This window comes from Myxococcus sp. AM009, assembly GCF_013372605.1.
In the GTDB taxonomy this organism is placed as follows: domain Bacteria; phylum Myxococcota; class Myxococcia; order Myxococcales; family Myxococcaceae; genus Myxococcus; species Myxococcus vastator.
In genome coordinates, this window is the sequence record NZ_JABXEP010000087.1 from 1 (window position 1) to 23,694 (window position 23,694).

Annotated in this window: 21 protein-coding genes; 10 read left to right on the forward strand and 11 right to left on the reverse strand. The window is 70.9% G+C overall.

Features of this window, described 5'->3' with window-relative positions:
- From HV824_RS21370 to HV824_RS21380, 3 genes are all read left to right on the forward strand, one after another.
- The coding region (locus HV824_RS21370; RefSeq protein WP_255208214.1) for an SDR family NAD(P)-dependent oxidoreductase at window positions 1-1,530 on the forward strand (1,530 nt) is incomplete at its 5' end.
- A 19-nt stretch (window positions 1,531-1,549) separates the two neighbouring features.
- Window positions 1,550-2,041, forward strand: a complete 492-nt coding sequence (locus tag HV824_RS21375) for a hypothetical protein (RefSeq protein WP_176420545.1) — start codon at window positions 1,550-1,552, stop codon at window positions 2,039-2,041.
- A gap of 6 nt (window positions 2,042-2,047) precedes the next feature.
- A complete protein-coding gene (locus HV824_RS21380) occupies window positions 2,048-2,374 on the forward strand; it encodes a TerB family tellurite resistance protein (RefSeq protein ID WP_163786518.1) in 327 nt (108 codons plus the stop codon).
- A 16-nt stretch (window positions 2,375-2,390) separates the two neighbouring features.
- On the opposite strand, the gene HV824_RS21385 is transcribed toward HV824_RS21380, so the two are convergent.
- The 3 genes from HV824_RS21385 to HV824_RS21395 are packed head-to-tail and all read right to left on the reverse strand — an operon-like array spanning window position 2,391 to window position 5,674.
- Entirely contained in the window at window positions 2,391-3,734 is a 1,344-nt protein-coding gene (locus HV824_RS21385) for a sigma-54 dependent transcriptional regulator (RefSeq protein ID WP_176420544.1), read from the reverse strand.
- A complete protein-coding gene (locus tag HV824_RS21390) occupies window positions 3,731-5,161 on the reverse strand; it encodes a HAMP domain-containing sensor histidine kinase (RefSeq protein ID WP_176420543.1) in 1,431 nt (476 codons plus the stop codon). Before HV824_RS21390 ends, HV824_RS21385 begins: the two co-directional genes overlap by 4 nt.
- A gap of 45 nt (window positions 5,162-5,206) precedes the next feature.
- Complete coding sequence (locus HV824_RS21395; RefSeq protein WP_176420542.1) at window positions 5,207-5,674, reverse strand: hypothetical protein; 468 nt, start codon at window positions 5,672-5,674, stop codon at window positions 5,207-5,209.
- Window positions 5,675-5,972: 298 nt separating this feature from the next.
- Here HV824_RS21395 and HV824_RS21400 point away from each other — a divergent pair, with 298 nt between their 5' ends.
- The 5 genes from HV824_RS21400 to HV824_RS21420 all read left to right on the forward strand — a co-directional run bounded on the left by HV824_RS21400 (window position 5,973) and on the right by HV824_RS21420 (window position 13,967).
- On the forward strand, window positions 5,973-6,200 hold the full coding sequence (locus HV824_RS21400) for a hypothetical protein (protein ID WP_176420541.1): 228 nt from the start codon (window positions 5,973-5,975) through the stop codon (window positions 6,198-6,200).
- Between the two features lie 286 nt (window positions 6,201-6,486).
- Entirely contained in the window at window positions 6,487-7,077 is a 591-nt protein-coding gene (locus tag HV824_RS21405) for a GAF domain-containing protein (protein WP_163783433.1), read from the forward strand.
- 115 nt (window positions 7,078-7,192) lie between these two features.
- The gene (locus HV824_RS21410) at window positions 7,193-9,031 is read left to right on the forward strand and encodes a serine/threonine-protein kinase (protein WP_176420540.1); all 1,839 of its coding nucleotides are present in this window, start codon (window positions 7,193-7,195) and stop codon (window positions 9,029-9,031) included.
- Window positions 9,032-9,116: 85 nt separating this feature from the next.
- A complete protein-coding gene (locus HV824_RS21415) occupies window positions 9,117-12,896 on the forward strand; it encodes a tetratricopeptide repeat protein (RefSeq protein ID WP_176424084.1) in 3,780 nt (1,259 codons plus the stop codon).
- Window positions 12,897-13,013: 117 nt separating this feature from the next.
- Window positions 13,014-13,967 (forward strand): YXWGXW repeat-containing protein, encoded by a 954-nt coding sequence (locus tag HV824_RS21420; protein WP_176424085.1) that lies wholly within the window; start codon window positions 13,014-13,016, stop codon window positions 13,965-13,967.
- 69 nt (window positions 13,968-14,036) lie between these two features.
- On the opposite strand, the gene HV824_RS21425 is transcribed toward HV824_RS21420, so the two are convergent.
- Complete coding sequence (locus tag HV824_RS21425) at window positions 14,037-15,155, reverse strand: isoaspartyl peptidase/L-asparaginase family protein (protein WP_176424086.1); 1,119 nt, start codon at window positions 15,153-15,155, stop codon at window positions 14,037-14,039.
- A 120-nt stretch (window positions 15,156-15,275) separates the two neighbouring features.
- Here HV824_RS21425 and HV824_RS21430 point away from each other — a divergent pair, with 120 nt between their 5' ends.
- Complete coding sequence (locus HV824_RS21430; RefSeq protein ID WP_176420536.1) at window positions 15,276-15,947, forward strand: type 1 glutamine amidotransferase domain-containing protein; 672 nt, start codon at window positions 15,276-15,278, stop codon at window positions 15,945-15,947.
- A 51-nt stretch (window positions 15,948-15,998) separates the two neighbouring features.
- On the opposite strand, the gene sufT is transcribed toward HV824_RS21430, so the two are convergent.
- The 7 genes from sufT to HV824_RS21465 are packed head-to-tail and all read right to left on the reverse strand — an operon-like array spanning window position 15,999 to window position 22,304.
- Complete coding sequence (sufT, locus tag HV824_RS21435) at window positions 15,999-16,541, reverse strand: putative Fe-S cluster assembly protein SufT (RefSeq protein WP_163783427.1); 543 nt, start codon at window positions 16,539-16,541, stop codon at window positions 15,999-16,001.
- Window positions 16,542-16,555: 14 nt separating this feature from the next.
- Window positions 16,556-17,014: a Fe-S cluster assembly sulfur transfer protein SufU gene (gene sufU, locus HV824_RS21440; protein WP_163783426.1), complete on the reverse strand. Its 459-nt coding sequence runs from the start codon at window positions 17,012-17,014 to the stop codon at window positions 16,556-16,558.
- Entirely contained in the window at window positions 17,011-18,234 is a 1,224-nt protein-coding gene (locus tag HV824_RS21445; RefSeq protein WP_176424087.1) for a cysteine desulfurase, read from the reverse strand. The genes sufU and HV824_RS21445 overlap by 4 nt, the downstream gene beginning before the upstream one ends.
- A complete protein-coding gene (sufD, locus tag HV824_RS21450) occupies window positions 18,231-19,571 on the reverse strand; it encodes a Fe-S cluster assembly protein SufD (protein WP_176424088.1) in 1,341 nt (446 codons plus the stop codon). The genes HV824_RS21445 and sufD overlap by 4 nt, the downstream gene beginning before the upstream one ends.
- On the reverse strand, window positions 19,568-20,350 hold the full coding sequence (gene sufC / locus HV824_RS21455) for a Fe-S cluster assembly ATPase SufC (protein WP_163783423.1): 783 nt from the start codon (window positions 20,348-20,350) through the stop codon (window positions 19,568-19,570). Before sufC ends, sufD begins: the two co-directional genes overlap by 4 nt.
- A gap of 2 nt (window positions 20,351-20,352) precedes the next feature.
- Window positions 20,353-21,789: a Fe-S cluster assembly protein SufB gene (sufB, locus tag HV824_RS21460; RefSeq protein WP_176420532.1), complete on the reverse strand. Its 1,437-nt coding sequence runs from the start codon at window positions 21,787-21,789 to the stop codon at window positions 20,353-20,355.
- Window positions 21,786-22,304, reverse strand: coding sequence for an SUF system Fe-S cluster assembly regulator (locus HV824_RS21465; RefSeq protein WP_176420531.1), 519 nt, complete (start codon window positions 22,302-22,304; stop codon window positions 21,786-21,788). The genes sufB and HV824_RS21465 overlap by 4 nt, the downstream gene beginning before the upstream one ends.
- Before the next feature lie 184 nt (window positions 22,305-22,488).
- Between HV824_RS21465 and HV824_RS21470 the strand changes: the two genes are divergently transcribed.
- A complete protein-coding gene (locus HV824_RS21470; RefSeq protein ID WP_176424089.1) occupies window positions 22,489-23,679 on the forward strand; it encodes an ABC transporter substrate-binding protein in 1,191 nt (396 codons plus the stop codon).
- The last annotated feature ends 15 nt before the right edge of the window (window positions 23,680-23,694 follow it).

A 23,694-nucleotide genomic window follows, 5' to 3' on the forward strand; every position in this document is an offset into this window, starting at 1 on the left:
GCCCCCCTGTCCCTGGACGAGGTCCGCCGCGTCACCCAGCTCCTGGAGGCTATCAGCGAGGACCGCTTCCTGTTGGCCGGCATCCCCGAGGAGGACCGCATCGCCTTCCTGAGCGCCGCGGGCCGCGTGTTGCACCCGGACCGCGACGCCAAGTCCCGGATGGCGAAGGCGCTGCGCCGCGACCGGAAGAAGACGAAGCGCGAGCACGACCGGGTCATCCGCGCGACCACCGAGATTCGCACCCTGCGCCGCTCCGCCATCTTCACGGTGCCCGCGCTGCCGCCTCCGCCTCCCTCCGAAGCGGGGCCGGAGCGCATCCTCGAGCAGCCCCGCCGCTGCTACGTCTGCAAGGCCGAGTACCGCAAGCTGCACTTCTTCTACGACGCGATGTGCATCGAGTGCGCGGACTACAACTACGCGAAGCGCACCCAGCGCGCCGACCTGAACGGGAAGGTCGCGCTCATCACCGGCGCCCGGGTGAAGATTGGCTTCCAGGCCTCGCTGATGCTGCTGCGCTCCGGCGCGCGCGTCATCGCCACCACGCGCTTCCCCAATGACGCCGCGCAGCGCTACGTCCAGGAGCCGGACTTCGCGGACTGGGCGCACCGGCTGCACATCCACGGGCTGGACCTGCGGCACGCGCCCAGCGTGGAGCTCTTCGCGAAGTACATCGAGCAGACGCACGAGCGCCTGGACATCCTCATCAACAACGCCGCGCAGACGGTGCGCCGGCCCCCGGGCTTCTACGGCCACCTGCTGCCGGGAGAGATGCGCCGCGCGGACGACCTGCCGGCGGCGGCGCGCGCGCTGCTCGCGGGCCATGACGCCTGCGTCGCCACGATGCAGCCGGCCGCCCTGGGCGCGGGCAACGCGGGCGGTTCGGAGCTGGCCACCACCTGGCGCAGCAGCGACCCGGCGCTGGGCATCCACTCCTCCGCCGCGCTGTCCATGCTGCCCTACAACCTGGAGCAGGAGGGTGACGAGCGCGCCCTCTTCCCGCGGGGCCGGCTGGACGCGGACATGCAGCAGGTGGACCTGCGGGACGTGAACTCGTGGCGGCTGCGGCTCGCCGAGGTCCAGACGGCGGAGATGCTGGAGGTCCACCTCATCAACGCGGTGGCGCCCTTCATCCTCGTCGGGAAGCTGAAGCCGCTGATGCTCAGGGACCGCTCATCCCCCGGCCACGTGGTGAACGTCTCCGCGATGGAGGGCAGCTTCTCGCGCGGGACGAAGACGGACAAACACCCGCACACCAACATGGCGAAGGCGGCGCTCAACATGATGACGCTGACCTCCGCGCCGGACTACGCCCGCGACAACATCTACATGAACGCCGTGGACACCGGCTGGGTCACCGACGAGGACCCCGCGCAGCACGCGGAGCGCAAGGTGCAGGAGCTGGACTTCCAGCCACCGCTGGACATCGTCGACGGGGCGGCGCGGGTGGTGGACCCCATCATCGCCTCGGAGAACAGCGGCGAGTACGTCTGGGGCAACTTCTTCAAGGACTACCGTCACACCGCGTGGTGACACGCGGACCGGGGGCGTCATGGCAACCCGCAGTCTCCGCTTCGAGTCGTACGTCGAGGTCACCCCCGCTGAAGCCTGGGCGTGGGTGACGTCGATGAAGGGCATCTCCACGGAGCTGCGCCCGTACCTGCGGATGACGGCGCCCCCGGGCGTGGCGGGGCTCGAGGAGCTGCCCTTCGAGCCGGGCCAGCCGCTGTTCCGCAGCAAGCTGCTGCTGGGCGGCGTGCTGCCGGTGGGCTGGTCCGACCTGACGTTGCGCGAGCTGGAGCCGGGCCGCCGCTTCGTCGAGGAGTCCCCCATGAGCGCGATGCGTCAGTGGCGACATGAGCGCCGCATCGTCGAGGCGCACGCCGGCGTCGACATCATCGACCAGCTCGACTTCGAGCCCCGCTTCGGCGGCCGGCTGACGGAGGCCTTCATCCGGCGCCTCTTCGAGCACCGCCATTCGGTGCTCCGCCGCGCGCTGACACCGTCATTAGGTGGACGGGCGTCCCAGGAAACGCCAGCCTAGGGGGACATGAGCCCCGAAGAACAGTTCCACGTCGAAGTCCTCAAGCTGCTGCTCCAGGTCGCCACCGTCGATGGCCGCGTCGCGCACGCCGAGATTGAGCACATCCTGGACACCGCGCGAGGCATGAGCGTGCCCCTGCAGGAGCTGGCCGCGCTGACGCGCTGTCTGCAGAACAACGAGCCTTTGCCCCCGCCGAACATGGGCATCCTGCGCACCAACCCCTCCGCCGTCATCCGCGAGGCGAAGGCGCTCATCGCCAGCGACGGCAGCGTGCACGCGGCGGAGATCGAGATGCTGCGACAGATTCGGGAGCTGCTCGGCGTCATCAACTGACGCCTCGGCGCGCGCGCTACGACTCGCTCTCCGGAGCCTCCAGCAGCTTGTAGAGCGTCTTGCGGTCCACATCGAGCAGGCGCGCCGCCTCGCTCTTGTTGCCGCCCACGTGCTGGAGCACCTGCGCGGCGTAGCGGCGGGACAGCTCGGCCAGGCTCGGCATGTCGCCCGCCAGGCCCGCCATCTTCGGGGTGGACGCGTCCCCAATCGGCTCCGGGAAGTCCTGGGGGCCCAGGACGCCCGTCACGTTGAGCGCCAGCGCCCGCGCCACCACGTTCTCCAGCTGCCGCACGTTGCCCGGCCAGTCATAGGCCGCCAGACGCGCGTTCGCGTCCGGCGTCACCACCGGCCGCACCCCGCCGCGGGCATGACGTCCGGCGAAGTGCTCCACCAGCGCGGGGATGTCCTCGCTCCGCTCCCGCAGCGACGGCAGGTGCAGGTGCACCACGTCCAGGCGGTACAGCAGGTCCTCGCGGAAGAGGCCTTCGGCCACCCGCGCCTTGAGGTCCTTGTTCGTCGCCGCCACCACGCGCACGTCCACCTTGACGGGGATGCTCTCCCCCACGCGGCGGATTTCGCCCTCCTGCAGCACGCGCAGGAGCTGCGACTGCACCTTCATGCCGACGTCGCCAATCTCATCCAGGAAGAGCGTGCCGCCGCTGGCCTCCTCGAAGACGCCTCGCCGCGCGCCGGACGCGCCGGTGAAGCTGCCCTTCGCGTGGCCGAACAGCTCGCTCTCCATCAGCGATTCGGTAATCGCGCCGCAGTCCACGGGGATGAAGGGCCCGCTCATCCGCGGCGAGCGCTTGTGCAGCGCGCGCGCCACCATCTCCTTCCCCGTGCCCGTCTCGCCCGTAATCAGCACCGGCACGTTGCTGGCCGCCGCGCGCGCCACCTGCTTGTACACCTCCAGCAGCGCCGGGCTGCGGCCCACCATCATCAACGAGCCACGCTCCACCTGCTGGCGCAGCGAGCGGTTCTCCTCCACCAGCCGCTTCTGCTCCAGCGCCCGTCTCGCCACGCGCAGAATCGCGTCCACGTCGAAGGGCTTTGCCAGATAGTCGAAGGCGCCCTGCTGGATGCTGTCCAGCGCGCCCTCGATGTTCCCGAAGGCCGTCACCACCACCACCGGCGTGTCCGGCAGCTGCGCCTTCACCTCTTGGAGCACCTTCAGCCCGTCGCCCGGCTCGGGCATGGCCATGTCCGTGAGGACCAGGTCAAAGGCGCCCTCCGCGATGCGCTCGGTGGCGCGGCGCGGGTCCGGGGCCTGCGTCACCGCGCCCAAGGGGCCCAGCAAGCGCTGGAGCAAATCGCGGGCCTGCGGGTCATCATCCACGACGAGGATGCGGGCTGAGCTCATGTGCCGACCTTGCGTATTCCGGCGGAAGCCGTCGTTGTCTGAGCGCCGCGGGTGCCCGCCGCCGGGCGCACCACGCGGGGGAAGCGCACCACCACGTGCGTTCCTTTTCCATCTTCCGAGCGCACCACCAGCGTACCGCCGTGCGCCTCCACCACGCGCTTGGTGGTGACCAGCCCCAGTCCATGGCCCGGCAGACCGCGCACCTCGGGCGCGCGGAAGAAGGGCTGGAACAGCGAGGCCTGGGTGCCCGGCGCCATGCCGATGCCGTTGTCCACGACCTCCAGCACGGCCATGCCACCCTCGGTGGCCACGCGCACCTTCACGCGGGAGTCGGGCCGGCCCGCCGAGTACTTCACCGCGTTGGTGAGCAGGTTGCGCGCGCTCACCTGCAGCAGCTGTCCGGGGCAGTCCACCGCCACGCCGGGCTCCAGCTCCCGCTCCAGCGCCACGCCCTGCGCCGCCGCCGTCTGCGCCACCTCCAGCAGCACGGTGGTGACGGCCGTGTCCAGCTCACCCACCGTGCTCTCGCCGCGCGTTCCGGCGCGGCAGAAGCGCAGCAGCGCCTCGATGAGCTCGCCCATGCGCACCGCGCTGGACTCACACTGCGCCAGCATCTCCAGCGCGCCCGCGTCGTTCACCGCGCCGGTGCGGCGGATGAGCGTCAGGTAGCCCTTGAGCGGCGCCAGCGGGGAGATGAGGTCATGCGCCACGCGCCGCGTGAAGGCATCCAGCTCCTGGTTGTGCCGGCCCAGCTCCTCCAGCTGGCCCTGGATGATGGCCTCCTGGCGCTTGAGCAGCGAGGTGACGCGCCAACCCACCAGCGACGACAGGAGGATGGCCAGCAGCGTGGCGCCCGCGCCCAGCGCCGTGTTGCGCACGCGCAGGTCGTCCAGCCGGTTCACCAGCCTGCGTGCCTCGGCGGCGTTCTCCTCCTCCAGCGCGCCCCCCAGCGCGTCCAGCTCCGCCGCCAGCGGGCGGATGCGCTCGGCCAGGTGGCGCCGGGCCCGCTCCGCCTCGCGGCGCTGCGAGAAGATGGCCGCCGCGCGCACCTGGTCCGCCAGCCCCTGGCACGCGGCGTTGAAGCGGTACCACAGCGCCTTCTCACCCTGCGGCAGGTTGCGTGTGTACGCCTCCGACGAGGCGCGGATGTCCGCCAAAATCTGCTCCATCACCGCGTCCGCGGCGCGGCGCTCGGCGTCACCCGTGGCGCGGACATGCGCCTCGATGGCGGACTCCAGCGACAGCGCGTCCACGCGGATGCGGCCAATGGAGCCGGCCCGCTCCAGCGCCTCCTGCACCAACCCGTCCACCTGGCTGCCCGTGCGGACCTCCGTCCACAACGTGAAAGCGGTGACGGCCGACAGGAGGACGACCACGAAGAAGAAGCCGGCCCGGTAGCCGCGGATGGGGATGCGGGAGCTCGCCACGCCGTTCCTCTATCACGGGGCCCGCGGCGCGCGTCCGGCGGGACGTCAGGGCGCCGTCGGCGCGACGTTGCCGGCCGCGGGGAGGGCCGCCGGCTGGAGCGGATTGTTCAACCGCCGCCGTGCACGCTCCAGCGCGGACTCGTACCAGACGTCCGACAGCTCCTCGTGCATCTCCTTCAGCTCCTTCAGCTCGTGGACCTCGCGCTCCAGCACCAGCAGCTGGGTGTTGTGCTCCTCCAGCGCGTGCCGGTCCGCCTCGGTGCGCACCAGCTCCTCCAACAGCGCCGCGCGCGCCTGCTCCGCCTCCGCGCGCTCCAGCCGCACCTGCTCCAGCGCCGACTCCTGCTGGGCCAGGCGCAGCGCGAACGCCTCGGCGCGCTCGCGCTCCGCCTCGTACTCGCGACGCCACCGGTCCGCCTCGAGGACCTGGGCCTCCAGCCGCTCGAGCGGAACAGTCGTCGCGCAACCCGTACCCAGGACGGCCAACACTGTCGCGCAACAGAGGAACCGCATGAACCATCTCTCCCACACCATGACCGCGCGACATGCGCGACAAAGGCGCCGGGCCGACACCCTGCAACCAGATGACGCGTGCAGCTTGCTCAAGTGCTCCGTCATCGTCAAAGCAGCAACTGCCTGTCTGGGGAGCCTGCCCCCACTGTCGGAGCTCCAACTGCGGAGTTTCTCCCCACGGACATCCGCGACAGGCACCTGCGCTCCCTCTGACAACGTCCCTGGCACGCCGCCTGCTCAAGCCCTCGCTCGTTGGGACGGCGCAATCTCGCGTCGTCGTTCGTCACCGGAGCTTTTCATGAAGACCGTGTTCGCCGCCGCCCTCCTCGCCGCCGCCACCGCGTTCGCCAACACCCCGGCCCCCGCCGAGCCCGCTGCCGAAACCAAGCCCGCCGCCATCGAAGCCGCGCCCGAGGCCCCCCAGGCCGAAGCGGCGCAGGCCGAGGCCGCCCCCGAGGCCAAGCCCGCCAAGAAGACCAAGAAGCCGGCGAAGAAGGCGACCAAGGCCGCTGTTGACGCCAAGTAATCAAGATTTACAGCTTTATAGCTGGTGCGCGGGGGTGCCTCGTCCAAGGGAGGTACCCCCGTTGTCTTTGCGGGTCCATAAAAACCCACCTCTCCTCGATTTCTGAAACGCCCTCTCGAAATGCCTATCAAGGTCCAGGAAAACCCATCCGGGTCAGGACTTCCGCGCGCCCGTCAATCCGTCCAGTGAACGTGAGATTTGACAGAAACAGAAGAATCCTGCTTAATATGACTTCAGTGAATCACTGACCGTCCCGGACAGGGTCGGAAATCAAACGAGCGCACCAATGATCGAAGCCTTCTCGAAGGTGTCGGAAGCCTCGAAGCTGCTGCTGGAGAAGGGCCTGGGCCCGAGCACCGGCATGGAGGCGCTGAGCATGGTGGGCCACGCGCTGGGCGTGGACCGCGCGTACATCCTGGAGAACCGCGTACAGGGCACCTACGGCCGGTTCATCACCGACATGCGCCACGCCTGGGCGGAGCCGCCCACGCCGTCGCCGCTGGCCAACCCGGTGATGCGGGCCTTCTCCTTCCGCGAGTTCGCGCCGGGCTGGGTGGACATGCTGGAGGCCGGCATGGTGGTGGCGTGTCCCACTCGTGACGCGCCCCCGACGATGAAGGACCTGTTGGAGCGCCAGGGAACGCAGTCCATCCTCCTGTGCCCCATCAATCCCTCCCGGCAGCAGTGGTGGGGCATGGTGGCCTTCGAGGACTGCCGCCGTCCTCGCGCCTGGAAGCCCGAGGAAGTGACGCTGCTCAAGTCCCTGGCGCGCGCGGTGGCGGCGTCCGTCCGACATGGGCAGATGCGCTCCTCCCTGGACCAGGTCCGCAACAGCCTGCGCCAGGCGGTGAGCCGCACGCCGGTGTCCGGACTCTGAACGGCAGGCAGGCGGGGCGCCTGGCGGCTTGCCGGGGGGCAATGCCGACCCGTGCATGAGCGGACATTTCCAGCGCCGGGTTTCTGCTACCCTGGCCGCCCCTTCGCTCACCGCCATGTCCTCAATCGACCCCACCGCGATCAGCCGTCCGCGCTCTTCGGACATCATCAGCGGCTACCACCTCGACAAGCTCGTCGGCAGCGGAGGCATGGGAGAGGTCCACAAGGCCACCCAGCTCTCGCTAGGCCGCACAGTGGCGGTCAAGCTCCTCAACCCCGAGCTGGCGAAGGACCCGTCCTTCATCGCGCGCTTCCAGAAGGAAGCCGCCGCGCTCGCGACCCTGAGCCACCCCCACATCGTCTCCATCGTCGACAAGGGGAAGACGGACACCACGTACTACCTGGTGATGGAGTTCGTGGATGGCCCGTCGCTGCGGGAGCTGATTCGCGAGCCGCAGCTGGACGTCGTGGGCGCGCTGCGGCGCATGCTGCAGATCTGCCGCGCCATTGAGTACGCGCACGGCCGCGGCGTCATCCACCGGGACTTGAAGCCGGAGAACATCCTGCTGGACCAGCAGGCCGGCGGCATCGCCAAGGTGTCGGACTTCGGGCTGGCGTCCTTCCTGGATGACGCCAGCCCGTCCTCGCGCTACGCGCTCACGTCCACGCATATGTCCATGGGCACGCTGTCGTACATGGCGCCCGAGCAGCGCGTGGACGCGAAGAGCGCGGACGCGCGCGCGGACATCTTCTCGCTGGGCGTCATCCTCTATGAGTGGCTCACGGGCGAGGTGCCGCTGGGCACCTTCGACCCGCCGTCGCGGCGCAAGCCGGGGCTGGACGCGCGGCTGGACATCATCGTCACGCGGTGCCTCAAGCCGGACCCGGAGGACCGCTACCCCTCCGTCACCGCGCTCATCGCGGACCTTGAGCTGCTCGTCCCGGGCAGCCTGCCGTCCCTGGCGCCGGTGAAGCTGACGCACCTCCAGCGCGTCCGCCAGGGCGTGCGCAAGGTGGTGCGCCTGGCCCTGCAGGCCGCGGCCGTGCTGCTGGTGATGGCGGCGCTGGCCGTGCTGGGCCGGGAGTGGCTGCGCAGCGGGGAGAAGCCCGTGCCGCCGCAGCCAGGGGCCGCGCTGAACGCGGACCTGGGCCCGCCCTCGCCCCGGTCCATGCCGGGCCGGCTGGAGACGGGCTCCGAGAAGCGCACGGTGTCGGTGGGTGACGGGCCGGACGCGCCGTCGCTCCTGGTCGCCGGACGGCCGGTGGAGGCGGAGGAGAAGGCCATTATCTTCCCGCCCGTGGAGGAGCGCTCGCAGTCGCGCGTGGGCCGTGCCCGCGTGGACGTGGTGGGGCTGGACGGCGACATCGCCGTGCTCAGCGCCCGCGTGCGCGCGGACGCGCCGCCGGACACCTGGAAGCGCCGCGGCTACGTGATGCTCTACGGGCCGTCGCTGCAGGCCCCCTCGGCCGCGCTGCTGCTGCAGGGCAGCACGGGCCGCTACGTGGCGCTCATCCACGACGGCGGGGGCGCGCCGCTGCGGCTCGAATGGGCCCTGGGCGAGCGCCGCGGCACCATGCTGGGCCTGGCGTCGCCGGAGGGCGAGGCCGCGCTGGAACTGCGGGTGGACGCGGACGGCGTCATGCAAGGCTACGTGGGCAAGGGCAAGGACCAGCGCGCCATTGGCGAGCCGCTCAACCTGGGTCCGGGCTGGATGGAGCACTTCGGGGACGCGCCCGTGCCCGCCTTCGGCTGCATCGAAGGCACCTGCCGCGCGGAGGGCTTCGTCTACACCGTGCGGCGCGCGCCGCCCCCGGGGACGACGGCGCCCGTGCCGGTAGCCAAGGCCGTGGTCGCCGCGGTGCCGGCCAAGGCGGTGCCCGCCAAGCGGCCTCCCCCGCCCCCGAAGCGGCAGCCCGCCAGGGGCTCCTCGAAGAGCCCCACGAAGCGGCGGTAGAGCGTCCGGCGGCACGCGCCCCGGACATTCCAGCGCAGGGGAATATGGCCACGGCCAAGGGATTGCACTATCCCTGGCCCCTCCTATGCGCACCATTCGACTCGGCTTCGCCGCGCTCGCACTCGTCACGGCCCTCACGGCCTGCCACCGCTCCACTTCCACGGCGACACCGCGCGTCCTCGAAACCGCCGCGGAGCAGGTGCAGAAGGGCACCCAACAGGCCCGCACGCTCGCGTTCGCGGGCTTCCACGCCCTGCTCGTCGCGGGTGACGCCACGCTGGCGCAGCAGCGCTTCGATGACGCCATTGCCCGCGACGCGGGAGACGTCTACGCGCTGGCCGGCCAGTCGCTGATGGCACGCCGCGCGGGCCGTCCCGACCGCGCGCTGGTGGCGTCGCTGGAGCTGGCGGCGCGGGCGCCCACGCATCCGCTGGCGGCCGTCGCGGCGCGCCACGTGTTGGATTCGGTGGGCACGTCGCGGGCGCTGGACGACGACATCCTCCGCGGCGTGGAGCGGGCGCTGGCGGCGGGCGCGACGGGCGAGGCCGCCTATCTGCTGCGCGGCGCGCGGATGTCGGTGGCCGTGGTGCGCGGCGACGCGGAGGCCCGCGACGCGGCGATGCGGCAGCTGGGCGGCGTGAGCGAAGTCTCGCTGGTGGGGCCCTTCTCGCCCTTCCACGTGCTGGCCTGGGACGAGCAAACGCCCGTGAGCCAGAGTGGTTCGCTGGCGGGCCCCTTCACCAGCGCCTTCGGTCCGCTGCCGGTGCGCACGGTGCGCGCCCCTGACGGGCGGATGGACCTGACGGGCGAGCCCGGCCAGGGCGACCTCTACGTGCAGGCCTTCGACGCGGACGTGACGGAGCCGGGCCTCTACGTGGCCCGCACCGTGAGCGGCACCTCGCACCAGGTGCTGGTGGACGGGGCCCCGCTGATGGAGCGCCGGGCCTGGGAGCGCGCCACCTCCACCGTCACCGCGCGCGCCGTGCAGCTGCCCGCGGGCAAGCACCGCTTCGTCGTGCGTCAGCTCAAGGGCGGCACGTCCGGACTGCTCACCTTCGCCCTGCTGCGCGTGGACGGGCGTCCGTCCGGCGTGCGCTTCAGCGCGGCCACCGGCGCGGCGCCGGCGGCGTGGGGCGGCAAGGTCGAGCGCTCCGACGCGACGCCCGGCGTGTTCCCCACCACGGAGGGCTTGAAGACGGCCCTGCACGAGGAGGCCGGCGAGCTGCTGGCCGTGGTGCTGGCGGTGCGGGACGGACTGCAGCGGGACGCGGACGGCGCGCGGCGGCTGATGGCCTCGGTGGACGCCAACACCCCGGCCCTGCTGTGGCTGCGCGCGGAGGTCGCGTCCGCGGACCGCACCGTGCCTTCCAAGGTGGCGCGCGGCCGGGCCACGCGCGATTTGGAGTCCGTGCTGGCCAAGGACCCGGGCAACGTGGCGGCGCTGCTGCTGCGCGCGGAGCTCTTCCTCGACGAGGGCCAGCCCACCTCCGCCATGGACCTGCTGAAGACGGCGTCCGAGGTGGCCCAGCCCGCCGGCCACCCGGTGTTCATGCTGCGCGCCCGCGCCGCGCTGGCGCTGGAAGTGGAGGCCCTGGCGGAGGAGTCGCTCGCCGCGGCGCTGGAGGCCCAGCCCGGCCTGTGCGAGGCGCTGACGCTCCAGTACAGCCTGGCCCGCCGCCGTGACGCGGCGGCGCGGAGCGACACCCTGGTGGCGTCCCTGGAGGGCTGCCCCGGGACGGTGGTGCGCCAGGCCGAGCACGCGCGCGCGCGCGGCGACATGGAGACGGCGACGAAGCTGTACGGCGAGCTCCAGGCCAGAGACCCCAGCAGCATCAGCCTGGCCAACACGCTGGCCCACCTCTACGTGTCCAAGCGCCGCTTCGACGACGCCACCGCGGTGCTCCAGAAGCTGGCGGCCGTGTGGCCTCGCAACGCGGAGCTGGTGAAGCGCATGGCGGACGTGCGCGAGTACGCGGGCCAGCCGGCCGAGGCGCTCAAGCTGCGCGAGAAGGCGCTGGCGATGGCGGGCGACGACCTGACGCTGCGCCGCGCCGAGGAGCGCGCGAAGACGGGCCGCGAGCTGCTGCAGGCCTACGCCGTGGACGGCCGCGAGGCCATCCGCGCCTACGAGGCGGAGCCCGTCAGCGGCGGCAGCGCGGCGGCCTTCGTGCTGGACGCGGCGGCGGTGCGCGTCTACCCCGACGGCAGCATCGTCAACCGCATCCACACGGTGCAGAAGGCGCTGGAGCAGTCGGGCGTGCAGGAGATTGCAGAGGTGACGGTGCCGCGCGGCGCGCAGGTGCTGGCGCTGCGCACGCTGAAGGCGGACGGCCGGGTGCTGGAGCCGGAGAACATCGAAGGCAAGGACACCGTGAGCCTGCCCGGCGTGGCCGTGGGGGACTACGTGGAGGTGGAGTACCTGCTCGCGGAGCCCCCGCGCGGCCCCGCGCAGCCGGGCTTCACGGCGTCCGCCTTCTACTTCCAGATTGCCAACCAGCCCAACGCCTGGGTGACGTACACGGTGGTGGCGCCCAAGGGCGTGGGCATGAAGGTGGACGCCCACGGGATGAAGGTGCCGGAGCCCAAGGTGGACGGCGACCTGGAGGTGTTCCACTTCGAGACGCGCCGCGTGCCGCCGTTCATCCCCGAGCCGGACGCGCCGCCCTCCGCCAACGAGTACCTGCCCTTCGTCATCGTGGGCGCGGGCACCACGGGCAACGAGGCCCTGGTGAAGCTCTACGGCGACGCCTTCCAGGAGCGCTGGCTGCGCACGGCGGAGGTGGACGCCTTCGCGCGCAAGGCGGCGGAGGGCAAGTCGGGCCTGGACGCGGTGAAGGCGCTGCACGCCGCGGTGATGCAGCGCTTCTCCGGCCGGGACGCGAGCCTGAGCCAGACGGCGGCGTCCACGGTGGCCCAGGACCGGGGCAGCCGGCTGACGGTGATGAAGGCCGGCCTGGACGCGCTGGGCATTCCCTCGCGGGTGGTGGCGGTGCGGACCTTCAACACGGACCCGTCGGCCTACACCTTCCCCCAGGACGCGCTGCTGCCCTACGCGGCGCTGCGCGTGGAGGTGCCCGGCACCGAGCCGGTGTGGGTGGACACGTCCGTGCGTTATGGCCCCTTCGGCGAGCTGCCGGAGCTGGCCATGGGCGGCCAGGAGGCGTGGCTGCTGCCCGAGCCCGGCCGCCCGCTGCAGAAGGTGCAGACGCCGCCCATGAAGGAAGTCCCCGGCAAGGAAGTGAAGCTGGCGCTGAAGCTCGCCGAGGACGGCACGCTCAGCGGACAGGGCGAGGAGACGTACTCCGGCTTCGAGGCGGCGCAGATCGCCGAGGCGTTCAACCAGCTGTCGGCGGAGAGCCGCAACCAGGCGCTCCAGGGCGCGGTGGCGCGGTACTTCGGCGGCGCGTCGCTGTCGAGCGTGAAGCTGGAGCACCAGGAGCAGGTGGGCGCGCCCTTCGTGCTGCGCTACGAGTTCACCGTGCCGCGCTTCGGGCGGATGGAGGGCGGTCAGCGGATGGCGCTGGGGCCCCTCACCTTCCCCGCGCAGCTCGGCCGGCGCTTCGTGCAGCTGAGCACGCGCCGCACGCCGCTCTACATCGACACCACCGAGGCCAGCCGCACGCAGGTGACGCTGTCCATGCCCAAGGGCTGGAAGCTCACCGACCCCCAGGCGTCACTCCAGGCGGAGAACGCGTTTGGCCGCTTCACCCGCTCGGAGAAGCAGGACGGTTCGACGCTCAGCGTCACCGAGTCGCTGCGCGTGCCGCGCAACCGCGTCATGCCCGACCAGTACGAGCTGTTCTCCGGCTTCACCGGGGACGTGGACCTCATCCAGACGCGGGAGCTGGTCCTGGTGAAGCCCTAGCCAGGGGATGAATAAAGCCGGACGGCGCCGCGTCTTTTCTCCACACCGGCCCCGCACTGGGGGATTCCCAGGGGGGCCGGTGGCAGCACCTGTCTGGTAACCCACGGAGATGACGCGATGACTCCTCGATGGTGGGCTTGTCTGGTGACCTTGCTGGCGGCGCCCATGGCTCATGCGCAGACCGCGCCGGTCCCCGCGTCAGAGCCTGGATATTCCGAATACGCGTACGACGACACGGAGTTCGAGGACGAGGACACGGCGCCCATGGCGCCCTTCGCCCCGCCGCAGCTCCCCGCGGAGAACACGTCGGCCCGGCCCTTCGCGGGCGCCGTCTGGGCCTCCGGCCACTGGTACTGGGACGGCAACGAGTGGCGCTTCAACGCCGGCACCTGGCTGGCGCCCATGGACGGCTACCGGTTCATCAACGGCTACTGGGAGCCGGACGGCCGGATGTGGCGGTGGGTGTCCGGCGGCTGGGCCCGGCATGACTCCCCGGTGGTGGAGATTCCCATCGCCGTGGCGAGCGAGGAGCTGACCACGCAGCAGGCGCCTCCGCCGCTCCGCGTCGAGCACGCGCCGGCACCGCCAGCCCCCTCCTACGTCTGGACGCCCGGCTACTGGTACTGGGCTGGCGCCAACTACGTGTGGGTGGGTGGAATGTGGGCCGCCCCGCCCCGTCCTGGGCTCGTCTATGTGTCGTCCCGCTGGATGCGCCGCGGGCCGTCCTGGTACTTCTCCGCTGGCGGCTGGGCCAACCGCGGCTCGGTGCGTGTCACGGTGCCCGTCTACCGCCACGCGCACGTCACCGTGGCGCGCCGGCACCCGCACTACTTCACGCACACCTGGCGGCGCTACCCGGCCGTGCGCCACCACGTCTACCGCCCCGGGTACAACTACCGGCGCGGCCCCAGCCCGGTGCGTCACCACTACCGCGGCAACAACGGCAACCGCCGGGGCAACGGCAACTACCACCGGGCGTCGCCGGGTGGCCGGAACGGCGGGCAGCACGGCGCCTCGCACGGAGGAGGGCACCGCCGCGGCGACGGTGGACGCCGCGGTGGCCGGGACTGACGCCTCACGGCGCGCTCAGGGAGGCAACCCCACCCCGAGCGCGTCCCGGAGGATGGCCGCCGCATGCCGCTACTGCGCGCCAGCGGCCTCCGCCTCGCGGAAGATGGCCACGACGGGCTCGCCGTCCTCGCCCACGGAGCCGCGGTACATGCCGGCGGAGTTGAAGGGCATGGCCACGTTGCCCTCGCGGTCCATGGCGATGACGCCGCCCTCGCCGCCGGCCTTCACCAGCACGTCGTTGATGACGACGTCGGCGGCCTCCGACAACGGCACGTTCTGGTATTCCACGCGGGCGCAGATGTCGCGCGCCACGGTGTAGCGGATGAAGAACTCGCCATGGCCGGTGGCGGACACGGCGCAGCGCGGGTCCGCGTACGTCCCCGCGCCGATGATGGGCGCATCCCCCACGCGGCCGTAGCGCTTGTTCGTCATGCCCCCCGTGGACGTGGCCGCGGCCAGCGAGCCCGTCTTGTCCAAGGCCACCGCGCCCACGGTGCCGAACTTGTGGTCCCCGCTCACCGGGTCATACCCCGCCGGGAGCGAGGAGGACGGCTGCTGCCGCGAGCGCTCCTTCTCCAGCGCGCGCTGGAGGCCCTGCCAGCGGTCCTCCGTGTAGAAGTACTTCGGGTCCACCAGCGCCACGCCCCGCGACTTCGCGAAGGCCTCCGCGCCCTCCCCCACCATCATCACGTGCGGCGACTGCTCCATGACGAGCCGCGCCAGCGCGAGGGGGTTCCTCACGCGCCGCACGCCCGCCACGGCGCCCGCCTTGCGCGTCGTGCCGTCCATGATGGCGGCGTCCAGCTCGTTGACGCCGTCGTGCGTGAAGACGGCGCCCTTGCCCGCGTTGAAATACGGAGCGTCCTCCAGGATGCGGACCGCGGCGCTCACAGCGTCCAGCGCGGAGCCGCCGCCGGCCAGCACCGCGTGTCCCGCCTGGAGCGCCTGGGTCAGCGCGGCCCGGACCTCGGCCTCGCGCTCCGGGGAGAGGTTCTCCCGGGAGATGACCCCCGCGCCGCCGTGAATGACCAGCCCCCACTTCGGCTTGGGCGCTGGCGCGTCATGCGAGGTCGGCTGCTCGCTGTCGGTACGAGCAACCCCGGTACGGGTGGCACAGCCCATGGGCGAAAGCAGCATCACTGCACCCACGATGAGCGCGCGGCGGAGGGGAACGGAAGCGGCGGACATTCGAGAGACCTCCAGAGCGCTCCGTCGGTAGCACGCCCTCCAGGGAGGCACAACGCGGGGCCCAGGGAGAATGCACAGTGTCGAGACGACAGACCGTTCCGACACAGCGAGGTGAGCGCGATGAAGAAGCTGAGAGGGTTGCGAGTGGCCGTGCTCGCGGCGGATGGCTTCGAACAGGTGGAGCTGACAGCGCCCGTGAAGAAGCTGGAGCGTCAGGGCGCCGAGGTGACGATTGTGTCCCCCCACAAGGGCCGCATCCGCGGGATGAACCTCCTGGTTCCGGGGAAGAAAATCGCCGTGGACGCGTCCCTGCGCGAGGTGAAGGCGGCGGACTTCGACGCGGTCCTGCTGCCTGGCGGTTTCGTGAACCCGGACCTGCTGCGGCAGAGCGCGCTCGCCCTGGACTTCGTGCGGGACGCCGACGCGTTGGACCTGCCCATCGCCGTCATCTGCCATGGCCCCTGGGTCCTGATTTCGGCGGGCCTCGTGGAGGGCCGGGCGCTGGCCGCGTGGCCGGGCATCCGCGACGACGTGCGCAACGCGGGCGGCCGGTGGGTGGAAGAGCCGGTGATGCGCGATGGCAACTGGGTCTCCAGCCCGGGACCGCGACAGATGTTCGCGTTCATCAAGGGCATGGTGGAGCTCTTCGCGGAGAAGATGCCGGAGGTCTCCGCTCGCGCGCCGCTGGTGCCCGTGCGCCAGGCAGCGCCCACCCTGTGGCCGAAGCTGCTCGCCGGGACGCTGGCCACCGCGGCGCTCGGCCTGGGCGCGCGGCGGCTGGCCCTGCGCTGAGACGTCACCGGCCCTTGGCGAAGCGGCTCGCCGAGGGCCTTCGTCCCACCGCTACATCCACCCGAGCTGGAGCCGCGCCACGTCCGACATGCGCTCTTGCCCCCAGGGCGGGTCCCAGACGAGCTCCACGCGCGTCTCCGCCACCCCGGGCACCGAGCCCACCTTGGTGCGCACGTCCTCCACCAGCACCGGCCCCATGCCGCAGCCGGGCGCGGTGAGCGTCATCTGGATGTCCACGCGCTGTCCGCCTTCCGGCAGCGGCTCCGCCTTGCACGCGTACACCAGGCCCAGCTCGACGATGTTCACCGGAATCTCCGGGTCATACACCGTGCGCAGCTGCTCCCAGACCTGCTCCTCGTTGAACTCGCTGGCGTCGCCGGCGGCCCGCTCCTTCGGGGCGTACTCCTCCCCCAGCGCGCCGCCGTCCTTCTCGTCGATGCGGAAGAGCTGACCGTAGGGGTCCTGCACCGTGAGATTGCCGCCGAGCGTCTGCGTCACCCGCAGCTCGGAGCCCCCGGGCAGCACCACCCGGTCTCCGCTGGGGATGATTGTCGCGGACACGTCGCGCTCCAACACCGCCATCATTCCTCGCATGTGGCCCTCCACCCCTACTCCGTGGACACGGCCTCGCCGCGTCCCTCCAATGCCGCGCGCAGCGTGTGCCAGGCCAGGCTGGCGCACTTCACCCGCGCGGGGAACTCGCTGACGCCGGACAGGACCGCCAGCTTGCCCAGCGCGTCCACGTCCACCGACTCCGGACCTTCCGTCACCAGTTTATGGACGCGCTCGAAGATGACCTCCGCCTCCGCGCGGGTCCGGTCCTTCACCGCCCCCGTCATCAACGACGCGGACGCCTTGGAGATGGCGCAGCCCTGGCCCTGGAAGGCCACGTCCTTGATGACGCCGCCCTCCACCTTCAACGTCACCACCAACTGGTCGCCGCACAGCGGGTTGTGGCCCGCCGCCTCCGCGGTGGCGCCCTCCACCACGCGGTAGTTGCGTGGCCGCTTCGAGTGCTCCAGCACGACCTCCTGATAGAGGTCCTTCAAGTCATCCGACGCACTCACTGGAACACCTCCAGGACCTTGTGCAGGCCGCGGACGAGCGCGTCCACGTCCTCGCGCGTGTTGTAGAGCGCCAGCGACGCCCGGGACGTGGCCGGCACCTTGAAGTGCTGCATCACCGGCTGCGCGCAGTGGTGGCCGGTGCGGATGCAGATGCCCTCGCGGTCCAGGATGGTGCCCACGTCGTGCGGGTGGATATCCGCCAGCATGAAGGACAGCACGGCGGACTTCTCGCGCGCCGTGCCCACCATGCGCAGCCCCGGCACCGACTCCAGCGCCTGCGTGGCGTAGGCCAGCAGCGCCCGGTCGTGCGCGGCGACGTGCTCCATCCCCAGCGCCTCCAGGTAGCGGATGGCCGCCGCCAGGCCCACCGCGCCCTCCAGGTTGGGCGTGCCCGCCTCGAAGCGGTACGGCACCCGGTTGTACGTCACCTTCTCCATCGTCACGGAGAGGATCATGTCGCCGCCGCCCTGGTAGGGCGGCATCGCATCCAGGAGCTCCTTTCGGCCGTACAGCACGCCGATGCCGGTGGGGCCGAACATCTTGTGCCCGCTGAAGGCGTAGAAGTCGCAGCCCAGGTCCTGCACGTCCACGGGGAAGTGCGTCACCGCCTGCGCGCCGTCCACCAGCACGGGGATGCCCTTCGCGTGGGCCCGCCGCGTGAGCTCCTTCACCGGCACCACGGTGCCCAGCGCGTTGGACACGTGCGTCACCGCGAGGATGCGCGTGCGCTCCGTCAGCAGCGCGTCCACGGCGTCGAGCACCAGCTCGCCTCGGTCATCCACGGGGATGACCTTGAGCACGGCGCCCGTCTGCTCGCACAGCATCCGCCAGGGGACGATGTTGGCGTGGTGCTCCATCTGGGTGATGAGCACCTCGTCCCCGGCGCCGATGTGCTTGCGCCCATACGTCTGCGCCACCAGGTTGATGGCCTCGGTGGTGCCACGCACGAAGACGACTTCCTTCGCGTCCCGGGCGTTGATGAAGCGGCGCACCGTCTCACGCGCGCCCTCGTAGGCCTCCGTGGCGCGCTCGGACAGCACATGGACGCCGCGGTGCACGTTGGCGTTGTCGTGCTGGTAGAAGCGCACCAGCGCGTCGATGACGGCCTGCGGCTTCTGCGCCGTGGCGGCGCTGTCCAGGTACACCAGCGGCCGGCCCCGCACCTCCTGGTGGAGGATGGGGAAGTCCTCGCGGACCTTCTTCACGTCGAAGCCGCTCATGCCGTCACCTCGCGTTGCGCCGCGCCCGGCAGATTCAAGGCCAGGAGCGCCTCGATGTTCGCGCGCACGGGGCCGGCGGGCACCGCCTCCACCACCTCGCGAGCGAAGGCGTAGGTGAGCAGCCGCTCCGCCTCCGCCTGGGGCACGCCGCGCGAGCGCAGGTAGAACAGCGCCTGCGCGTCCAGCCGCCCCACCGCCGCGCCGTGCGCGCACTTCACGTCATCCGCGAAGATTTCCAACTGGGGGCGCGCGTCCGCCTGCGCCGACTCCGACAGCAGCAGGTTGCGGTTCTGCTGCCGCGAGTCCGTGCGCTGCGCGTCCTGCCGCACGCGGATGAGCCCGTGGAAGGTGCCGCGTGACTGGCCGTCCAGCACGCCCTTGTACAGCTCACGGCTGGTACACCGGGGCACCGCGTGGTCCAGCGCCGTGCGGTTGTCCAGGTGCTGCGCGCCCTGCCCCACGTACAGGCCATTCAGCGTCGCGTCGCCCCCCTCGCCCGCGAAGGCCGCGTGGACCTCGTTGCGCGCCATGGCCCCGCCAAAGGCGAAGGCATGCGAAGCGAAGCGGCTGTCCCGCCCCTGCCGGGCATGGAGCGCGCCCAGGTGCAGCGCCGCGTCCGCCTCCACCTGGACTTTGTAGTGGTGGAGGCTGGCGTTGTCTCCCAGCGTCACCTCCGTCACCGCGTTGGTGAACGTCGCCGCCGAGCCTACGGGCCCCGCGCTGGCATACGTCTCCACCAGCGTCGCCTCGCTGCTCTCCTCCGCCACCACGAGGATGCGCGGGCTGGACAGCACCGGCGCGTCGCCGCGCGTGAGGAACACCAACTGCACGGGCACCTCGCTCAGCGCACCCGGCGCCAGCCGCAGCAGCGCGCCCTCTTCCAGCAGCGCCGCGTTGAGCGCGGTGAAGGCGTGCTCCTTCGCCAGGGCCCGCTGCCCCAGCAGGGACTCCAGCAGCTCGCCGTCCTCGCGCACCGCGTCCCGCAGCGGCTTCAGCGTCAGCCCGCGCGGCAGGCCCACCACGGACGACAGCTCCGGCGCCAGCCGCCCGTCCACGAACACCAACCGGGGCCCTGGCAGGCCCAGCCGCTCCACCACCGCCGACAGGTGGGCGGTGTCCCGGGACGCCCCCGTCCGTGGAAGGAACGCTCCTTCCGCGATGGACCCCAGCCGGGAGTACTTCCACGCCTCGTCACGCGTCGTGGGCAGGCCCTGCCGCTCGAAGTGGGACAGGGCGTCGGCGCGCAGGCGCTTGAGCCACTGTGGCGCGGACGCCTGTTCGGGCGCCGCCTGGAAGCGCGTGGCCACGTCCAGGTAGTGCGCCAGGGCCGCCGTCATCGCCGTGCCTCCGCCGCCGACGCCTTGGCGCCGTCCAGGCCCAGCCAGCCGTAGCCCTTCTGCTCCAGCTCCAGCGCCAGCTCACGGCCACCGGAGCGGACGATGCGGCCCGCCGACATGACGTGCACCTTGTCCGGGACGATGTAGTCGAGCAGCCGCTGGTAGTGCGTAATCAGCACCATGCCGCGCTCGGGCGAACGCAGCGCGTTGACGCCGCCGGCCACCGTGCGCAGCGCGTCGATGTCCAGGCCGGAGTCCGTCTCATCGAGGATGGCCAGCAGCGGCTCCAGCACCGCCATCTGGAAGATCTCGTTGCGCTTCTTCTCGCCACCAGAGAAGCCCTCGTTCACCGAGCGGTTCATGAAGGCCGCGTCGAGCTGCACCAGCTTCGACTTCTCCTTGGCCAGCTGGAGGAAGTCCATGGCGTCCAGTTCCTCCAGCCCCTTCGAGCGGCGCTGCGCGTTGAGCGCGGTGCGCAGGAAGTGGATGTTGCCCACGCCCGGAATCTCCACCGGGTACTGGAAGGCGAGGAACACGCCCGCGGCGGCGCGGGCCTCGGGCGACAGCTCCAGCAGCGGCTTGCCGTCGAACAGCACCTCGCCCTGCGTCACCTCGTAGCCGTCACGGCCCGCCAGCACGCTGGCCAGCGTGCTCTTCCCTGAGCCGTTGGGGCCCATGATGGCGTGGACCTCACCGGGGGCGACCTCCAGGTCGATGCCCTTGAGGATGTCCTTGCCCGCCACGCGGGCGTGCAGGTTGCGAACAGTCAATAGCGCCATACCTACCCCACGCTCCCTTCCAGGCTCACTCCGAGCAGCTTCTGCGCTTCCACCGCGAACTCCATCGGGAGCTCCTTGAACACCTGGCGGCAGAAGCCGTTGACGATCATCGACACCGCGTCCTCCTGCGAGATGCCCCGCTGCCGGCAGTAGAAGAGCTGGTCCTCGCCAATCTTCGACGTGGACGCCTCGTGCTCCACCTGCGCCGACGCGTTCTTCACCTCGATGTACGGCACCGTGTGGGCGCCGCACTTGTCACCGAGCAGCAACGAATCGCACTGCGTGTAGTTGCGTGCGTTCTGGGCGCTCTTGAGCACCTTCACCAGCCCGCGGTACGTGTTCTGCCCGCGGCCAGCGGAGATGCCCTTGGACACGATGGTGCTGCGGGAGTTCTTCCCGATGTGCACCATCTTCGTGCCCGTGTCCGCCTGCTGCATGTTGTTGGTGAGCGCCACCGAGTAGAACTCGCCCACCGAGTCATCCCCCTTGAGGATGACGCTCGGGTACTTCCACGTAATCGCCGAGCCCGTCTCCACCTGGGTCCACGAAATCTTCGCCGCCCGGTGCGCGATGCCGCGCTTGGTGACGAAGTTGTAGATGCCGCCGCGCCCCTCCGCGTCGCCCGGGTACCAGTTCTGCACCGTGGAATACTTGATGGTGGCGTTGTCCAGCGCCACCAGCTCCACCACCGCGGCGTGCAGCTGGTTGGTGTCGCGCTGGGGGGCCGTGCAGCCCTCCAGGTAGCTCACGTGGGAGCCTTCTTCCGCGACGATGAGCGTGCGCTCGAACTGGCCCGTCTCCGCCGCGTTGATGCGGAAGTACGTGGACAGCTCCATGGGGCAGCGCACGCCCTTGGGGATGTAGACGAACGAGCCGTCGCTGAAGACGGCCGAGTTGAGCGCGGCGAAGTAGTTGTCCGAGTACGGCACGACGGTGCCCAGGTACTTCTTCACCAGCTCCGGGTGTTCGCGCACGGCCTCGGAGAACGAGCAGAAGATGACGCCCGCCTTGGCCAGCTTGTCCTTGAACGTGGTGGCCACCGACACCGAGTCGAAGACGGCGTCCACCGCCACGTTCTGCAGCAGCTTCTGCTCATGCAGCGGAATGCCGAGCTTCTCGTAGGTGCGCAGAATCTCCGGGTCCACCTCGTCCAGGCTGGCCTTCACCGGCTTCTGCTTCGGCGCCGAGTAGTAGCGGATGGCCTGGTAGTCGATGGGCGCGTAGGTGACGGCCTGCCACGTGGGCTCCCGCATCGTCTGCCAGTGACGGAAGGCCTTGAGGCGCCAGTCGAGGAGGAACTCCGGCTCGCCCTTCTTCGCGGAGAGCTGGCGGATGACGTCCTCGTCCAGCCCCGGGGGGAACGTGTCCGATTCCACCTGGGTGATGAAGCCCGCCGCATACGGGCGACGCGTCAGTTCCTGGAGGGTTTCGGTGCTCATGAGCGGACTCCTGTCGCGGAAACGGAAGGGGGTTGGCCAGCGGCCGGGGAAGGCGCCGGGCGAGCGGGTGTCCCCAGGCCCACGAGGCGCTCGGGCACGCGGGGCGCGGGGGCGATGAGGTCCGCCAGCGTCAGCCGCCCCAGGGCCTCCTGGATGGCGTTGTTGATGAAGCGCCAGTGGCCCCGCACCTGGCAGACGGACTCCAGCTCACAGGGCGCACCCCCGGAGGTGTGGACGCCACACTCCGTGAGGGCGACCGGCCCTTCGAGCGCGGAGACGAGCTCCGCCAGCGACAGCTCATGGGCCGGGCGCGCCAGCCCGTAGCCGCCGTTGGCGCCACGGTGCGACACCACGAGCGCCGCCTGGAGCAGGCCCTTGAGCACCTTGCTGGCCGAGGGAAGTGGCACGCGCGTGCGCGCCGCCAGCTCACGGGTGGTGCGCGTGTCACCCTCCGCGCGAGCCAGCTCGGTCATCAGCACGATGCCGTAGTCGGTCATCTTGCTCATCCGGAGCATGGGTGCGGGTGTCTCCTCTCTGGGTTCCAGGCGCCGAAGAGCCTCGGGCCACGTTGACCTCTTATGTAATCAGGACCGTTTTAGTCCACATTGCAATTTGAATCCCTCCCTGAAGCGCCGCTGGTTGGAGGGTGGAGGGGAGAGGGATAGGGTGACGCCACCGTCCCCCGGAGGAATATTGCCGATGCGCCGTCCCCTGATGCTGCTCGCGACCCTGGCCCTGGCCGTGGTGGCCTGCGAGAAGAAGAACGCGCCTGCCCCCACCGCGCCCTCGCCGGAGGGACAGGCGAGCGGGGCACCGGCCGCTCCGGTGGACTCGGACACGATTCTGCTGGGAGAGGTCGGCAGCCTCACGGGCAGCGAGGCGACCTTCGGGGTGTCCGCGCGCAACGGCATTGAGCTGGCGCTGAAGGAGGCCAACGAAGCAGGCGGCGTGAAGGGCAAGAAGCTCCAGGTGCGCGTGTACGACAGCCAGGGCCGGCCGGAGGAAGGCGCCCAGGCGGTGACGCGGCTCATCACCCAGGACAAGGTGGTGGCGATTCTGGGCGAGGCGGCCTCGTCGGTGTCCATGGCCATGGCGGAGAAGGCGCAGGCGGGCCAGGTGCCCATGGTGACGCCCACGTCCACCGCGCCGGAGGTGACGCAGAAGGGCGACTACATCTTCCGCGTCTGCTTCATCGACCCCTTCCAGGGGCTCGTCATGGCGAAGTTCGCGCGGGAGAACCTGAAGCTGTCCCGCGTGGCGGTGCTGCGCGACAACAAGAGCGCGTTCTCCATGGGCCTGGCGGACGTGTTCACGGACAAGTTCAAGGCGTTCGGCGGCGAGGTGCCGGGCGAAGAGAGCTACTCCAAGGGCGACACGGACTTCCGCGCGCAGCTCACGTCCCTCAAGCGGCTGAAGCCGGACGCCGTCTTCGTCCCTGGCTACTACACGGACGTGGGCATCATCGCGCGGCAGGCGCGTGAAATCGGGCTCAAGGTGCCGCTGCTCGGCGGCGACGGCTGGGACTCCGACAAGCTGTACGAGCTGGGCGGCTCCGCGCTGGAGGGCAGCTACTTCTCCAACCACTACTCGCCGGGCAACCCGGACCCGGTGCTCCAGAAGTTCCTGGCCCGCTACAAGGCCACCTACGGCAGCGTGCCGGACAGCGTGGCCGCGCTGGCCTACGACGCGGCGCGGGTGACGATTGACGCCATGAAGCGCGCGCCGGACCTGAGCGGCCCGTCGCTGCGCGACGCGATTGCGGCGACGAAGGACTTCCCGGGCGTGGCGGGGAAAATCACCCTGGACGCCAACCGCGACGCGGTGAAGGAGGCCGTGGTGCTCAAGGTCTCCGGTGGCAAGGCGGAGTTCGTCACCACGGTGACCCCGTAGCCTTGGGCACCCAAG